Source organism: Cyanobium sp. NIVA-CYA 375 (genome assembly GCF_056108345.1).
The window spans coordinates 38,188-52,878 of record NZ_JBSYHW010000002.1 but is presented as its reverse complement, the minus strand read 5'-3'; the positions used below and the strand labels follow the sequence as shown (position 1 = coordinate 52,878).

The window sequence follows — 14,691 nt, the reverse complement described above, 5'->3', positions numbered from 1 at the left end:
TTAAAAGTCGGGTATTTATATGGGGTTCGGGCTTGCTGATGGGCCAGGGCTTCCTAGCCTCGGCACCTGCACCTTTTCCCGATGCCAAGGCGCCTCTCGTCTGCCTCCTTGCGTTCGGCGTTCAGCGTGACCCTGGGCCTGGCGCTTCTGGTCGGACTCGGGATGTTGGGGGCCCGCCTCTGGGTGGAGTGGAGCTGGTTTGAGCAATTTGCCAAAGGCCAGGTACTGCTGCGCCGCTGGCTGCTGCAGGCTGGCCTGACGGGTATGGGCTTGGGGCTGGGCCTCGGCCTGCAGGGCTGGCTGAGTCGCTTTTGGCGTCCTGGCTCGGCCGACCCCGGCGAGCGGCGCTTTGCCCTGGCCCCAGCTGGCTACGCCGCCGGGTTAGGGCTGCTTGCCCTGGCCCAGCTGGTGCCGCTGGCCCTGCTGCTGCGCCTGGCCCAACGCCTGGTGCTAACCCCCTTCGATCCCCAGCGGCTACATGGTTTAACCCTGCTCAATGGCCTGCCGTTCTCCCTGCTGTTGCTGCTGGCCGGGTTGCTGGCGGCCCTGCTTGCCTGGCCGCGGCGGGCGCCCCGCTTGGTGGCGGCGCTGGCGTCGTTGGCCACGGCCACGGTGCTGGGCCGGGCTTGGGGGGTGTGGTCGCTGGCACTGCTGGCTCCTGATAGTGGGGTGCGGGAGCCGATGCTCTCGGCAGATATCAGTTTTGGCCTGGTGCGTTTCCCCGCCCTGGCCCTGGGGCTAACCCTGCTGCTTGCCCTTGGTACCTGCCACCTGGCGGCGGGGCTTTGGGGCCTGCTGGCCCGCCCCCCCCAGCTAAGCGATGGCCGTTTCCACGGTTTCACCCCAGCGCAGCTGCTGCAGCTGCGCTGGCCGCTTGGCTCGCTGGCCCTGCTGGTAGCTGGCAGTTTTTGGCTTGGCCGCCACCAGCTGCTGCTCAGCACCGCAGGCAGCGTGCCCGGTGCCGGCTGGCTCGACGTCCATCTGGTGCTGCCCATGCGCACCCTGGCGGCATTGGTGGCCCTGCTCACGGCTGTCGCCCTGCTGCTGCCCCTGCCGCGCCGGGGCATTCGGGGACCTTTGCTTGGGGCTGTTTCCTTGGCCCTGCTGCTGGTGCCCTTGCTTGAGGCCGCGCTCACCCCCGTGCTGCAGCTGCTGCTGGTTAAACCGCGGGAGTTGCAGCTGGAAACTACCTATCTGGCGCGCTCAATCCGGGCTACCCGGGCAGCCTTCCAACTTGATGGCATCAGCACCCGTTTCGTTAAGCCACGGCGGCGCCTCACCCGCGCTGATGTGCTGGCCGGCCAGGCCACCCTGCGCAACATTCGCCTTTGGGATAGTCAGCCCCTGCTCTCCACCAACCGCCAGCTGCAGCAGCTGCGGGTCTATTACCGCTTCTCTGCCGCTGCGGTGGACCGCTACAACCTGGCGCCAAACCAGGGACTGGGCCGTCAGCTGGTGATCATCACGGCGCGGGAGCTCGATCAAGCCTCCCTGCCCCCGGCGGCCCGCACCTGGCTTAACACCCACTTGGTGTTTACCCACGGCTATGGCTTCACGGTTTCGCCGGTGAATACCAGCAGCCCCGATGGCCTGCCGGAATACTTCATCAGCGACCTAGGCGCATCAACCAGGGTTCAGGGCAATGCCCAGCTGGGCATCACCACCGCCCAAGTGAGCGCCGGCATCCCCATCGGCAAGCCCAGCCTCTATTTCGGGGCACTGGTGTCGCCCTATGCCCTCGCGCCCACCAAGGTGCAGGAGTTTGACTACCCCCAGGGTGATGAAAATCTCTACACCCACTACGGCGGCTCAGCTGGTGTGCCGATCGGCTCTGCTTGGGGCCGACTAGCCGCCGCTATTTATCTGCGTGAGCCGAAGCTGCTGGTGCAGGGGGCGATTACCCCCCAGACCCGACTGCTGCTTCGCCGGGAGGTGCGCGAACGCCTGCGCAGCCTGGCCCCGTTTGTGCGCTTTGAGGGTGATCCTTATCTGGTGTCGGTGCAACTCAATAAGCCGGGTCCCTTTGCCCGTGACCAAAACCAGTACTGGATCGTGGAGGGTTTCACCACCAGTCGCAGCTATCCCTACAGCGCTGCCGTGCCTGGCGACGCCGATATCCGCTATCTACGCAATTCGGTGAAGGCGGTAGTCGACGCATACAACGGCACGGCCGTGCTCTACGTAGCCGAACCGCAAGACCCGATCATTGCCGGCTGGCAAAGGTTGTTCCCTGATCTTTTTCAGCCGCTAGCGGCGATGCCTAAGCCACTGCAGGCCCACATTCGGTACCCCCAGCGCCAGTTCGAGCTGCAGACCTCCCAGCTACTGCGATATCACGTCACCGATCCACGCATTTTCTACAGCGGTGATGACGTATGGCAGGTGCCCAAAGAGCTCTACGGGCGCAGTCAGATTCCGGTGAAGCCGTATCACATCAGCGCCCAGCTGACCCCGGAGTTGCCGCCTGAATTCCTGCTGCTGCAGCCGCTCACGCCCTTGGCCCGCCCCAACCTGGCCGCCTGGTTGGCGGCCCGCAGCGACGCCCCCAACTACGGCGAATTGGTGTTGCTGCGCTTCCCAACCCAGACGCCAATCTTTGGTCCGGAGCAGGTTCAGGCCCTGATCAACCAGAACCCGCGTATCAGCCAGCAGTTTGGTCTCTGGGACCGAGCTGGATCGGAGGTAATCCAGGGCAATCTGCTGGTAGTGCCACTGGGTGAGGCGCTTCTCTATGTGGAGCCCGTGTATCTCAAGGCCCGCAATGGTGGGCTGCCCACCCTCACCCGCGTGGTGGTGAGCGATGGCACCAGGGTGGCGATGGAAACCACCCTGGATCGGGCGATTGCCTCCCTGTTGGATCCTGGCCGGCCCAATCAATCAGGGCCATAAAAAAGGCCCCTTTCGGGGCCGATGATCTCCATGACAGGAGCACTAATGGGGTACGGCCAGATCAGGCGGCGACAGCAGCCTTGGGGTCGAGGGAGCCCTTGGCGTAGAGGCCGGCGTAGTAGTTGATGTCGCGCTGCTTGATCTTGCTGGCGTTGCCGGCACACCAGAACTGCTGATAGCGATCCAGGCACACCTGCTTCATGTATTGGCGGGCAGGCTTGTTGAAGTGGCGGGGATCGAAGTTGGCGGGATCCTTGAAGGCCGCTTCCCGAACAGCTGCGGTGAAGGCCAGGCGGTTATCGGTGTCGATGTTCACCTTGCGCACGCCGTTGCGGATGCCCTCCTGGATCTCTTCCACGGGCACGCCGTAGGTCTCGGGGATGGCGCCGCCAAACTTGTTGATCATGTCGAGCCACTCCTGGGGCACCGATGATGAGCCGTGCATCACCAGGTGGGTGTTGGGGATCGCTTTGTGGATCTCAGCGATGCGGCTGATGGCCAGCACTTCACCGGTGGGCTTGCGGGTGAACTTGTAGGCGCCGTGGCTGGTGCCGATGGCGATAGCCAGGGCATCAACTTTTGTTTTGGCGACGAAATCGGCTGCTTCGGCCGGATCGGTGAGCAGCTGGCTGTGGTCGAGCTTGCCCTCAAAGCCATGGCCGTCCTCGGCCTCACCCATTCCGGTTTCCAGGGAACCCAGGCAACCCAGCTCGCCTTCCACACTCACGCCAATGGCGTGGGCCACGTCCACCACCTCCTTGGTGACAGCTACGTTGTACTCGTAGCTGGCGGGGCTCTTGGCGTCAGCCATCAGCGAGCCATCCATCATCACCGAGGTGAAGCCGTTGGCGGCGGCGCCGAAGCAGGTGGCAGGACTGTTGCCGTGGTCTTGGTGCATCACCACCGGGATGTCCGGATAGGTTTCGACTGCGGCCAGGATCAGGTGGCGCAGAAAGTTTTCACCGGCGTACTGGCGAGCCCCGCGGGAGGCCTGCAGAATCACCGGAGAGTCGGTCTCACTGGCCGCCTCCATGATCGACTGCACCTGCTCCAGGTTGTTTACGTTGAAGGCAGGGATGCCATAGCCGTTCTCAGCGGCATGGTCGAGCAGCAGCCGAAGCGGAACGAGCGCCATGGGAAAACCTCTCGGGGTCGGGAGTTGAACTGGGGGTGACTCTAGGCGATGCCCCTTGGAGCGCCCTGGGCTGTTCCCAGGCGGGCCCAGTCGCAGCAGCGCTGGCTCAACACCGCCTCGCCCAAGCCAGGCAGCATCGGCCGGCCCTCGCGCACCGCCCCACTCCACCAGCTGTGAATCCGCTGCACCGGCGCAATCCGGCCATCGGCCCAGGTGCGAGCAAAGCTCCAGCGGGCATCCGCCTCCACCGGCCGCAAGGGCTCTCCCGCCTGGGAGTGCCACAGCCCAAAGCCATGCACGTAGTCGGCCTGATTATCGGAGCCCAGCACGGCGGTGCCGTCGCGGCCGTACAGCTCCAGCCAGCAGCCCCGGCCCCTGCGGGCCACGGAGGCCAGATTCAGCTGGGCCGGCACCGCTTGCCCCAGCGGTGTCTCCAGCTCCAGCTGCACCAAGGCGATGTCTTCGGCATCCACCCTGGCTAGGCGACCACTGCCATCGGCCAGGGGACGCTGGGTAATCGCCGTGCTCAATTGAGCCCTAAGGGAGCGGCTTGGACCCACCAGCCAGTGCAGGGTGTCAAAGGCGTGGGTGCCCAGCGCTCCCAGCACCCCACCGCCTTCGGCTGCCTGGGAGTACCAGCTCCAAGGGCGCGAGGCGTCAGCCCGGCTGCCCATTAGCCAGTCGTATTTCACCAGCACCAATTCACCGAGGATGCCGCTGGCCAGCAGGTCGGCGAGCTGCTGGAACAGGGGAACGGCCCGGTATTCAAAGTCGACCGCCACGGTTAGCCCCCGCTGCAGGGCCAGCCGTTGCAGGCTCTCGATCTGCTCAGCGTTGAGGGCCACGGGCTTCTCCAGCAGCAGGTGCTTGTCCGCTTCCAGGGCGCGCCTGGCCAGATCAAAACGGGGTCCTGGCGGGGTGGCGATCACGATCGCCTCGACGGCCGGATTGGCCAGCAGCTCATCGAAGTCGCTGTGGCCAGGCAGTTCGGCGCTGCGGCAGGCGGCTTCCAGTCGCTCGGGGCGCGGGTGCCAGAGGGCCACCGGCTCGGTGCCGGGGCAGGCACGCAATGCGGGTAGGTGCACGGCCTCGCCAAAGCCCAGACCAGCAATGGCCACCTTCAGCGGGTGAGCGCTCATGAGAGGCCCTCGGCTGCGGTGGCACAAACTTCGCCGATCACGCTGCTGATCAGGTTGTCTCCCGATGCCGGCTGCCATTCAGCCCTGAACTGGGGCAGGCCGTTGATCGAGGTGTCGCGGAACAGCTCCTGACCGCAGTCGATTTCCATCACGTAGAGGTCGGATAGGGGCCGGGGTTGCTCCTCGCTGACGGGTTTCTGGAAGCGAGTCAGTACCGAAATGTTGCCGCCGCGGCTTGTCCGCAGGCTGCCGCCATCCCACCATTGGCGCCCCTCGCTGGTGCCGGGCACCTCATGCCAGTTGACCGGGCCAGCCAGTGCCCTTCCAGGGGTGGTGGCCAAGACCCCCAGCAGCAGCGCAACCAGAAGTAGGGAGCGGGCTGCCCAGCGCAGGCCGCTCATGCCGTCACCGTTTCACGGCAGCCGTGCATGGTCAGCAGGCTGGCCAGGGTTGCCTTGAATTTGGTGCGATCCACGATCGCGTCAACGAAGCCGTGGTCGCGCAGGTATTCGGCGGTTTGGAAGCCCTCGGGCAGCTTTTCGCGCAGGGTCTGCTCGATCACCCGGCGGCCGGCGAAGCCGATCAGGGCCTTGGGCTCGGCCAGGATTAAGTCGCCCAACATGGCGAAGCTGGCAGTCACCCCTCCGGTGGTGGGATAGGTGAGTAGGGGCAGGTAAAGCAGCTCTGCCTGGCGGTGCCGCTCTAGGGCGCCAGAAATCTTGGCCATCTGCATCAAGCTCAGCATCCCCTCCTGCATGCGGGCGCCACCGGAGGCGCAGACAATCAGCACCGGCATGCGCCGGGCGGTGGCGGTTTCGATCAGGCGGGTGAGCTTCTCGCCCACCACCGAACCCATCGAGCCGCCCATGAAGCGGAAATCCATCACCCCTAGGGCCAGGGGCAGGCCACTGGTGCGGCAGATACCGGTAATCACGGCGTCGAGCAGGCCCGTGCTCTGTTGGCTGTCGCGGATTCGATCGGCGTAGCTGCGCCGGTCCTTAAAGGCGAGTGGGTCGGTGGGTGAGAGGCCGGTATCCATGGGCTCGAAGCTGCCCGGATCGGCGATCAGGGCGATGCGCTCGGCACTATCAATACGGTTGTGGTGGCCACATCCTTTGCAAACGCTGGCATTAGCCACCAGGTCTTTGCGATACACCACCAATCCGCATTCCGGGCACTTGCTCCAGAGACCATCTCCCTCCTCTGGCTCCTGGGTGACCCGCACGGTCGGGGCATTTTTTTGGCGGTCAGCAAACCAGTCGAACAGCGACATGTGGCGGACACCAACAGCTCGACCTATTTAAGGCGCTTCACCACACCAGCCCCAGCACGACCAGCCATAGGTCGTTGCCGAGCAGCCACACGGCGGCTCCGCCTGCTGCAAGAAAGGGGCCAAAGGGAAAGGGCTGGTGCTTGCCCAGCAGGCCGCTGAGGCGGCCGATGCTGCCCAGCACCGCCCCGGCAAACACCGCCAGGATCACGGTGATGCCAAGACCGGTGAGACCAAGCCAAGCCCCCAGCAGGGCAGCCAGTTTGGCGTCTCCCAGCCCGAGGGCCGGCCGGCCGAGTGCCTTGTGGGCCAAGGCACTGACCGTTTCAAAGCCAACCAGGCCAACCCCGGCGGCTACCAGATGGTGAAACAGCAGCTCTCGGCCCGTATCGGAGCCCTGCTGGAAGCCGATCACGGCGCTCACCGCTAGGCCTAGTAACAGGCCAATTCGGCACAGGGGTTCGGGCAACCAGAGGCGATCAATATCGATCAACACCAGCGGCAGCAGCCAGCTCAACAGCAGCCAGCCTGCGGCTACCAGCAGCCAGGGCTGGGGCTGGCTGCCCATGGCGCTCGGCTGGGCCAGCAGGGCCGCTACCCAGAGCCCGGCGCTAAGCAGCTCCACCAGGGGGTAGCGGCAGGAGATCGGAGCACCGCAGTGGCCACAGCGGCCCCGCAACAGCAACCAGCCCAGCAGGGGCACATTTTCAAACCAGCGCAGCCGGCTGCCGCAACGGGGGCAGTGGCTGGGTGGCAGCACGATCGATTCCTCCCGAGGCAAGCGCCAGGCCACCACATTGAGAAAGCTGCCCACGCAGGCCCCAAGCAGGGCCACCACAACTGGCACGGCTGGAGCGCTGGCAAGAAGCGGAGCAAGGCTGCTCAAAAGGGCCTCAGGAGAGAGGGGGGGCGGAAGGTTTTCGGGGTAGTCGCAGCCGGGCAGCACCGCTGCGGCCCACTCGGCCCCGAATCAATTCAATCGGCACAAAGTGCTCATCTGGTAGCAGCACCGGCTGATCGAAAACGATGCGTCCCTGCCAAAACTGTTGGCCTTTGCCCAGATTCTGACCAGTGCCCTGGATCTGGCAGCCATTAAGGACCACTCCTGAGGGTTCATTGGCTGAGCCGCCGAGCTCAAGGGCCTGAAACAAAACGCGGCGAGCAGCCTGGATCACCAGGCTGCTGTTGATTAGGTCGAGTCGCAAAGAAGCAGCCGCCCTGTTTTTGGCAGCTCCCGGAATCAGAAACGACGGGGAAGGATTCTTCGTGGGTGTGGCGAAGGAGATCGGCCTCACCAGAACGAATTGCAACCCCAGAATAGGGGCTGCAACTGCAATCAAGCTAGTTTCTTTTTCTCTTCGATCATGCGATGGATGATCGGCGTAAGGATCAGCTCCATGGCGAAGCCCATTTTGCCGCCGTCTACAACGATCGAGGTAGGGCTGGACATGAACGAGTCATGGATCATGTCGAGCAGGTAGGCGAAGTCGATCCCCCACTTTTCGCGGGCACCTTTGCGGAAGTGGATGATCACAAAGGATTCATCCGGCGTGGGGATCTCCCGGATCATGAAGGGGTTGGAGGTGTCCACTGTTGAGACACGCTGGAAGTTGATATCCGTGAGGCTGAACTGGGGGCAGATGTGGTTGATGTAATCCGGCATACGGCGCAGGATTGTGTCAACTGTGGCCTCAGCCGAATAGCCACGCTCCTTGTTGTCGCGGGCGATTTTCTGGATCCACTCCAAGTTCACTACCGGCACCACGCCCACTAGAAGGTCTGCCAGGCCGGCTACGTCGTAACCCTCACCCTGCACTCCACCGTGCAGACCTTCGTAGAACAGCAGGTCGGTGCCGGTGGGGATGGCTTCCCAAGGGGTGAACTGGCCAGGATCCAGGTTGGTGCCGAGGCGGGCGTTGTGATCTGCAGCCTCTTCAACGGAGTGCAAGTAGTAACGCTTCTGGCCACTGCCGGTTTCGCCGTAGGCCTTGAACAGCTCTTCGAGCTTGTCAAACAGGTTTGCTTCGGGGCCGAAGTGGGAGAAGTTTTCACCATTGGCCAAGGCGGTGGCCATGGCTTCCTTCATCGGGCCGCGCTCGTAGCGGTGGTAGCTGTCGCCCTCCACCACTGCAGGTGTGATGCCTTCGCGCTTAAAAATGTGCTCGAAGGCGCGCTTGACAGTGCTGGTGCCTGCGCCGGAGGAACCGGTGACAGAAACAACCGGGTGACGCTTCGACATGCGCAGGGATCAACGAAACTGATCGAGAGTTTGGCAGGTCGCCGGCGCCTACCCGGCCAAGGCCCCTAGCAGCTGCTCTCCCATGGCACGGCAGCCCAGCTGGGTGCAGCCCTCGCTCATCAGGTCGCCGGTGCGGAAGCCAGCGGCCAGCACCCGGTCGACGGCGGTTTCTAGGGCGGTGGCAGCGGCGTCTTGCTGCAGGCCGACCCGCAGCATCATGGCGGCGCTGAGCACCATCGCCATCGGGTTTGCCTTGTCCTGGCGGGCGATATCGGGGGCGGAGCCGTGGATCGGCTCAAACAGGCCTGGCCCGCTGGAGCCCAGGGAGGCGGATGGCAGCATGCCGATCGAGCCGCTCAGCATGGCGGCCTCATCGCTGAGGATGTCGCCGAAGAGGTTGCTGGTGAGCAGCACGTCGAATTGACGGGGATTGCGCACCAGCTGCATGGCGGCGTTGTCGACATACATATGGCTGAGCTCGACACCGGGGTAGTCAGCAGCCATGGCATTGACCCGGTCTCGCCAGAGCTGGCTCACATCCAGCACATTGGCCTTATCAACACTGCAAAGCCGGCCACCGCGCTGCACGGCTAGCTCGAAGCCCACCTTGGCGATGCGGTCGATCTCGTCGTCGAAGTAGGCCATGGTGTTGAAGGCCCGGATGCGGCCATCAGCTTCCACCCGGCCCTTGGGGGTGCCGAAATAGACGCCGCCGATGAGTTCCCTGACAACCAGCAGGTCAACCCCTTCGATCACCTCGCGTTTGAGGCTGGAGGCGTCGATCAGAGACGGAATGATCTTTACCGGCCGCAGGTTGGCGAACAGGTCCAGGCCAGATCTCAGCTGCAGCAGACCCGTTTCGGGGCGCTGCTCTCGCGGCAGGCTGTCGTACTGGGGGGAGCCGATGGCAGCCAGCAGCACGGCATCGGCGGCCTTGCAGGCCTCGAGGGTGCTGTTGGGCAGGGGCTCGCCGGTGGCATCGATGGCCACGCCGCCCATGGGCTGTTCGTCGTAAGTGAGGCTGAAGCCATGGCTGGCGCTCACCGCGTCGAGTAGCTGGCGGGCCACCGCCGTGATTTCCGGGCCGATGCCGTCGCCGGGGAGCAGGGTGATCCGGTAGCTCGACGTCATGGCCCTTGAGGTGTTGGGCGCGAGGCTAGGGCTTGATCTGCTTCTCCAGCTGCCGCAAGGCTTTAGCCAGCTCAGGCAATTTGTTGAACACTGCCGAGCTCCGCAGCCAGAGGCGGTTGGGGATGGCCGGATAGCCGCTCACTACCTCGCCAGCGGCGATTTCGCCATGCACACCGGATTTCGAACTAGCGATGGCCCGGTCTCCCATTACCGCCTTGTTTGCCAGGCCCACCTGGCCCGCCAAAATCACGCCATTGCCGAGGCGGGCCCCGCCGGCGATGCCTACTTGGGCCGCCAGAGCACAGCCCTTGCCGGTGCTGACGCCATGGCCGATGTGAACCAGGTTGTCGATCTTGGTGCCGGCGCCGATGCGGGTTTCGCCAACCGAGGGTCGGTCGATGGTGCTGCCGCAGCCCACCTCGACGCCCTCCTCAAGAATTACTTGCCCTGTCTGAGGCATCTTGCGCCAACCAGTGGCAGTGGGCACGAAGCCGAAGCCCTCGCTGCCCACCACAGCATTGGAGTGCACGACGCAGCAAGGGCCCAGGCGGCTGCCGGAGTGCAGCACGGCCCCAGCATGCAGCTCACAGCCAGCACCGATTTGTACGTCTTCGTAGAGCACCACATGGGGGTGAAGTATGCAATCGGCGCCGATCTGCACGTCGGCGCCGATCACCACCAGGGCGCCGACATGGGATCCCATCCCAACGACGGCGCTCGGGTCGACAACGGCACTGGGGTGGATGCCGGCGGCGGGCTGGCGTTGCGGGTGGAGGGCCTCGAGAGCCTCGGCAAAGGCCAGGCGTGGATCATTTAGGGAGATCCAGGCCAGGCCCTGCTCCTGGGCCTGCTGCTGCAGGGCTGGGGCCTCCTCGCCCCGCGCCGGCAGCAGGATGGCTGCGGCGTTGCTGCCGGCCAGGGCAGTCGCCAGGGCATGGCCCGATTCAAGAAAACTCAGCTGGCCGGTCCCAGCCTGGTCGAGGGCGGCGGCACCGCAAATTTCGGGGTCGCAGCCAAGGTGGCGCGGGCTTGCATCAGTCACGTCGCTCAGATGGCTGAGCAGTTCGCTGAAGCGCATTCCAAGGAAGCCGGCCAGGCCGAATCGTAGGTCCGGCCTCAACTGCTGGTGAGCACCAGCTGGTCGCGGTGGATCACCTCAACGCCGGAACTGCCCATCAGCTCTCGCAGCTCCGTGCTGCTGAGGCTGGTCAGGCCCCGGCCTAGCTCCCGCCCGTCACTGGCCAGTAGCCGCACCGCTTCGCGGCGCTCGAAGTCGCCCTCCACCGCGTGCACCCCCACGGCCAGCAGGGAGGCCCCCTGCTGGAACAGGGCCCGTTCGGCGCCGGCGTCGAGCTGCAGGCTGCCCTTCGGCAGGAGCGCATGGGCAAGCCAGCCCTTGCGGTCAGGAAGGGGGGTGGGGCTGGGCTGGAACACGGTGCCGACCCGGTCGCCGGCCAGCAGGGCATCGAGCACGGCGATGTCGCGGCCGTCGGCAAGGCGCACCCGAATGCCGCTGGAGGTGGCGATGCGGGCTGCGGTGAGTTTGGTGGTCATGCCGCCAGTGCCCCACTGACCACCACCGGTGGCCACTGATTGCAGGCTGTCGAGCTCGGCCAGGCTGGCCACCTCCTCAATCGGCCGGGCCTCGGCATCGCTGCGGGGATCGCCTGAATAAAGGCTGTCCACGTCGGTGAGCAGCACCAGCTCATCGGCGCCTATCGCCACCGCCACTAGGGCTGAGAGGGTGTCGTTGTCACCGAAGCGCAGTTCGTCGGTGGCCAGGGTGTCGTTTTCGTTGACCACCGGCACCACGCCCCAGGCCAGCAGCTGCTCGAGGGTGCGGCAGGCGTTCTGGTAGCGACGTCGGGAGGCCAGATCGCCGCGGGTCAGCAGCACCTGGGCTACCGCCAGCCCACGGACGGCGAAAGCGTCTTGGTAGAGGGCCATCAGCCGGCCCTGGCCCACGGCGGCGGCGGCCTGGAGAGCCACTACTTCGCTAGGGCGCTGCCCCAGGCCAAGGGCTTCGCAACCCAGCCCCACGGCCCCACTGGTCACCAGGGCGATGGTCTCGCCCCGTCGCCGTTGGCGGCTAAGACTGGCGGCCAGATCGGCGATCACTGCCGCTGTGGGCCGTTCAGCACTGCCCCGCAGCAGGCTGGTGCCCACCTTGATCACCCGGCGCATGGGGGGGGGTGGGTTTGCCATCAGCCCAGGCCGGTGCCCACCCAATTGGCCAGGCGCAGTTCCATTTTCTGGAGTCGATCTTTCTTGCAAGGGTGGCCTTGGGGATCGATCGGTTTGACCAGCACAGTGAATAAACCGAGCCGGTTGCCGGCGATCACATCTGTAAACAGGCGGTCACCGATCAGAGCTACCTCCTGGTGGGGCAGCTTGAGCTCGGCCAGCACCCGACGCAGGGCGCTGCGGCGTGGTTTGCCGGCGGAAATTGTGTATGGAAGGTCTAGCTGGGCAGCCACTGCTCCGATCCGCTGGCGGGAGGGGTTGTTGCTGAACAGGTGGATCGGCACCTGCTGCCGCGCCTGCTGCAGCCAGCGCAGGGCGCTGTCGGGCAGCTCCGCTTGGCGGCGAGGCAGCATGGTGCGATCAACATCGAGCACCAGGGCCCGGATCGGCTGGCAGAGCAGCTCCTGCAGGGGCAGCTCTGCCAGGCTGCACTCCAGCAGCCAGTTGGGGCGCAGCAGCTGGCGCAGCATCAATCGTCGCCCTCTCGTTCTTCCAATTCGGCCTCAATCCGGGGCTGCACCCGCTCAAACTCCTCGCCTTCCACGAGCAAGGCGCCGTCGCCATTCATGCGGGCCACTACGAAGAAAGGGTCGAGAGGGATGTAAAGCCCGTATTCCAGATCGTCTACCAGGAAACTCACCAGCAACTCGTAGGTCTCGGAGTCGTCATCGTCGTCGTCATCGTCGTCGAGCTCATCGGGTTCAGGTTCGTCGAGTTCGCCGCTGACGGTGAGGGTGACTGCAGAGCGCACCAGGGTGAGGTCATGCTCCTGCAGTACTACATCTGCCACTGACAAAATTGGCTCGGTGGCATCAATGGTGTCGATTAGTTCCGGATCCTCTTCACCGTCGAGGCGGAACAAGCAGACCGGGGTGTCGACCGGCGTGAGCAGCACGTAGTCGTGACCATCTAGGGGTATCAGCTGCTCGAGGAAGCAGAGCAGCTGGCGGCCGCGGCTGTCGTGCACCAGCACAGTGGGCACATCAGCGGGGATCTCCGAGCTGGACTGGGACGGGGGTTCGGAACTCATGGGCTGGAATTGGATCTCTTTAGAATGCTGCAGCGTTGGCCGTCCGGTCGCGCTCAATGGCCGCCGGGAGCACCGGATCTGGGCCGTCCTGCAGCCATTGCTCGAGCAGCAGGGCGGCGGCGGCGCTGTCAAGGGCACCGCTGCGGTCGCCGTGAAGCCCGTGGCGCTCGCCGGCGGCCCAGGTGCTGGCGTGCTCGTTTACCCAGGCCAGGGGCAGCTGAAGCCGGCGGGCCAGGCGCTCGCCGTAGCGCTGGCAGTGCAGGGCCTGGGCTGTGGGCTGTCCTGACGCATCGAGCGGCAGGCCCACCACCAGGGCCAGCACTCGCCGCTGCTGCACCAGGGCACTCAGGTGGCCTAAGTCGGTGGTGAAGGAGCCCCGGGCCAGGGCTCGCAGGGGGGTGACGGTGAGGCCGAGGGGGTCACAGCCCGCCAGGCCGATGCGCCGCCGCCCAACATCAAGGGCCAGGGCCGAGCGGGGCTGCGGGGTGCCTCTGGATCGTGGCGCGCTCACAAATGTGGGGCCAGGGGGGTTGGGGTGGGCAGGGGCCGGCGACGGGGTTGCCACTGCTCCAGCAAGGCATCGATGCGTTGGGCGGCCCGGACCGGGGCATGCAGCCCCTGACGCCGCCAGACGCTGCGCGCCATCAGCACCCGCTCGCCCCGCTCCTTGGCCCCCAGGCCAGCCAGCCAGAGCTGGCGAGCTTCATCGCGCAGGTCACAGCGCAGCCAGAGGGGTTCGCCGGCGCCCAGACCGGCCTGGGCCTGGTGTAGTAGTAGCTCGGTAGGGCTGCCCACTAGGTGCTCCCAGCCGGGATGGACGCTCAGCTCGACATCGTGGCCACCGCCTGGGTGCTCGCCGATCCAGCGCACGGCGGCTACCGCCTGTTCCCGACTGGGATCCACCAGCATCCAGCCCCGGCCGTGGCTCTGGTCGAGCAGATCTTCGACGCGGCGATCCAGCAGCTGGCGCAACTGGGCCGGGCAGGCGGCCTGCTCCAGGTGCCAGAGCAGGCCAGCGCTGCGGCGGTTGAGGGGCGTCAGCTGTAAGTCCGCCGGTGCAGGGCTGCTGGCCGAAATAGGGCTGCCGGTGGCAGGGCCGCCAGGCCAGCACCACAGTCGGTCGGTGCGTAGCGGCTGAAAGCCCTGCTCGCGCAGCAGCGCCAGGCGCGTGTCATCCAGGGTGGAGGCTGCTGCAATCCAGCTGGCCGCGCCCCGGGCCCGCTGGATTGCGGCCCGCAGCAGGGTGCTGGCAAGTTCGTGGCGGGCGGCACCTGGGGCCAGCCGCAAGTGCTGCATCTGCCAGCAACTGCCACTGCGGTTGAGCCGGCGGCAGATGATCAGCCCAAGCGGCTTCTGTCCGCTGAGAGCCACCAGCACCTGGGGTGCGAGTGAGGGACGTGCCAAAAGCGCCTGCAATAACCGTTCCGGCAAGCCCAGGAGCACGGCCCGCTGCAGCACCGGCTGCAGGGGCAGAAAGGTGGGATCGGTGAGTAGGGGCAGGTGCCAGCCGGCCAGGGCTTCGAGCCGCCAGCTATCTGGCTCCGGATGCTCGGGTGGTGCCGGAATGGCAGAGGGTGGCTGCAGGATCCCGAGCATGGGGGCGTGATGAGACAG

15 protein-coding genes are annotated in these 14,691 nt (G+C 65.5%); 1 reads left to right on the top strand and 14 read right to left on the bottom strand.

Going from position 1 to position 14,691, the window contains the following annotated elements; translation table 11 throughout:
* The first annotated feature begins 108 nt into the window (after positions 1 to 108).
* Positions 109 to 2,889, top strand: coding sequence for a UPF0182 family protein (locus tag AC01FP_RS01085; protein WP_474477042.1), 2,781 nt, complete (start codon positions 109 to 111; stop codon positions 2,887 to 2,889).
* Positions 2,890 to 2,950: 61 nt separating this feature from the next.
* Here AC01FP_RS01085 and fba read toward each other — a convergent pair whose 3' ends face one another.
* From fba to AC01FP_RS01015, 14 genes are all read right to left on the bottom strand, one after another.
* A complete protein-coding gene (fba, locus tag AC01FP_RS01080) occupies positions 2,951 to 4,024 on the bottom strand; it encodes a class II fructose-bisphosphate aldolase (RefSeq protein WP_474477039.1) in 1,074 nt (357 codons plus the stop codon).
* Positions 4,025 to 4,065: 41 nt separating this feature from the next.
* Positions 4,066 to 5,163, bottom strand: a complete 1,098-nt coding sequence (locus AC01FP_RS01075) for a Gfo/Idh/MocA family protein (RefSeq protein ID WP_474477037.1) — start codon at positions 5,161 to 5,163, stop codon at positions 4,066 to 4,068.
* Positions 5,160 to 5,564 carry a hypothetical protein gene (locus tag AC01FP_RS01070; protein ID WP_474477034.1) on the bottom strand — a complete coding sequence of 135 codons (405 nt, stop codon included), beginning with the start codon at positions 5,562 to 5,564 and terminating at the stop codon, positions 5,160 to 5,162. Before AC01FP_RS01070 ends, AC01FP_RS01075 begins: the two co-directional genes overlap by 4 nt.
* Positions 5,561 to 6,436, bottom strand: a complete 876-nt coding sequence (accD, locus tag AC01FP_RS01065) for an acetyl-CoA carboxylase, carboxyltransferase subunit beta (protein ID WP_474477031.1) — start codon at positions 6,434 to 6,436, stop codon at positions 5,561 to 5,563. The genes AC01FP_RS01070 and accD overlap by 4 nt, the downstream gene beginning before the upstream one ends.
* Positions 6,437 to 6,473: 37 nt before the next feature.
* The gene (locus AC01FP_RS01060) at positions 6,474 to 7,280 is read right to left on the bottom strand and encodes a prepilin peptidase (RefSeq protein ID WP_474477027.1); all 807 of its coding nucleotides are present in this window, start codon (positions 7,278 to 7,280) and stop codon (positions 6,474 to 6,476) included.
* A 46-nt stretch (positions 7,281 to 7,326) separates the two neighbouring features.
* Positions 7,327 to 7,638: a hypothetical protein gene (locus AC01FP_RS01055; RefSeq protein ID WP_474477024.1), complete on the bottom strand. Its 312-nt coding sequence runs from the start codon at positions 7,636 to 7,638 to the stop codon at positions 7,327 to 7,329.
* Positions 7,639 to 7,769: 131 nt separating this feature from the next.
* Positions 7,770 to 8,672, bottom strand: coding sequence for a phosphoribulokinase (locus tag AC01FP_RS01050; protein ID WP_474477021.1), 903 nt, complete (start codon positions 8,670 to 8,672; stop codon positions 7,770 to 7,772).
* A gap of 48 nt (positions 8,673 to 8,720) precedes the next feature.
* Complete coding sequence (leuB, locus tag AC01FP_RS01045) at positions 8,721 to 9,803, bottom strand: 3-isopropylmalate dehydrogenase (RefSeq protein ID WP_474477017.1); 1,083 nt, start codon at positions 9,801 to 9,803, stop codon at positions 8,721 to 8,723.
* 25 nt (positions 9,804 to 9,828) lie between these two features.
* On the bottom strand, positions 9,829 to 10,881 hold the full coding sequence (gene lpxD, locus AC01FP_RS01040) for a UDP-3-O-(3-hydroxymyristoyl)glucosamine N-acyltransferase (RefSeq protein WP_474477200.1): 1,053 nt from the start codon (positions 10,879 to 10,881) through the stop codon (positions 9,829 to 9,831).
* Between the two features lie 38 nt (positions 10,882 to 10,919).
* Positions 10,920 to 12,008, bottom strand: a complete 1,089-nt coding sequence (gene proB, locus AC01FP_RS01035) for a glutamate 5-kinase (RefSeq protein WP_474477014.1) — start codon at positions 12,006 to 12,008, stop codon at positions 10,920 to 10,922.
* Positions 12,008 to 12,517 (bottom strand): YqeG family HAD IIIA-type phosphatase, encoded by a 510-nt coding sequence (locus tag AC01FP_RS01030; RefSeq protein WP_474477012.1) that lies wholly within the window; start codon positions 12,515 to 12,517, stop codon positions 12,008 to 12,010. The genes proB and AC01FP_RS01030 overlap by 1 nt, the downstream gene beginning before the upstream one ends.
* Positions 12,517 to 13,077, bottom strand: coding sequence for a DUF3727 domain-containing protein (locus AC01FP_RS01025; protein WP_474477009.1), 561 nt, complete (start codon positions 13,075 to 13,077; stop codon positions 12,517 to 12,519). The genes AC01FP_RS01030 and AC01FP_RS01025 overlap by 1 nt, the downstream gene beginning before the upstream one ends.
* Positions 13,078 to 13,096: 19 nt before the next feature.
* A complete protein-coding gene (gene ruvX, locus AC01FP_RS01020) occupies positions 13,097 to 13,588 on the bottom strand; it encodes a Holliday junction resolvase RuvX (protein ID WP_474477006.1) in 492 nt (163 codons plus the stop codon).
* Positions 13,585 to 14,673 carry a GNAT family N-acetyltransferase gene (locus tag AC01FP_RS01015; RefSeq protein ID WP_474477003.1) on the bottom strand — a complete coding sequence of 363 codons (1,089 nt, stop codon included), beginning with the start codon at positions 14,671 to 14,673 and terminating at the stop codon, positions 13,585 to 13,587. Before AC01FP_RS01015 ends, ruvX begins: the two co-directional genes overlap by 4 nt.
* Positions 14,674 to 14,691 lie beyond the last annotated feature (18 nt).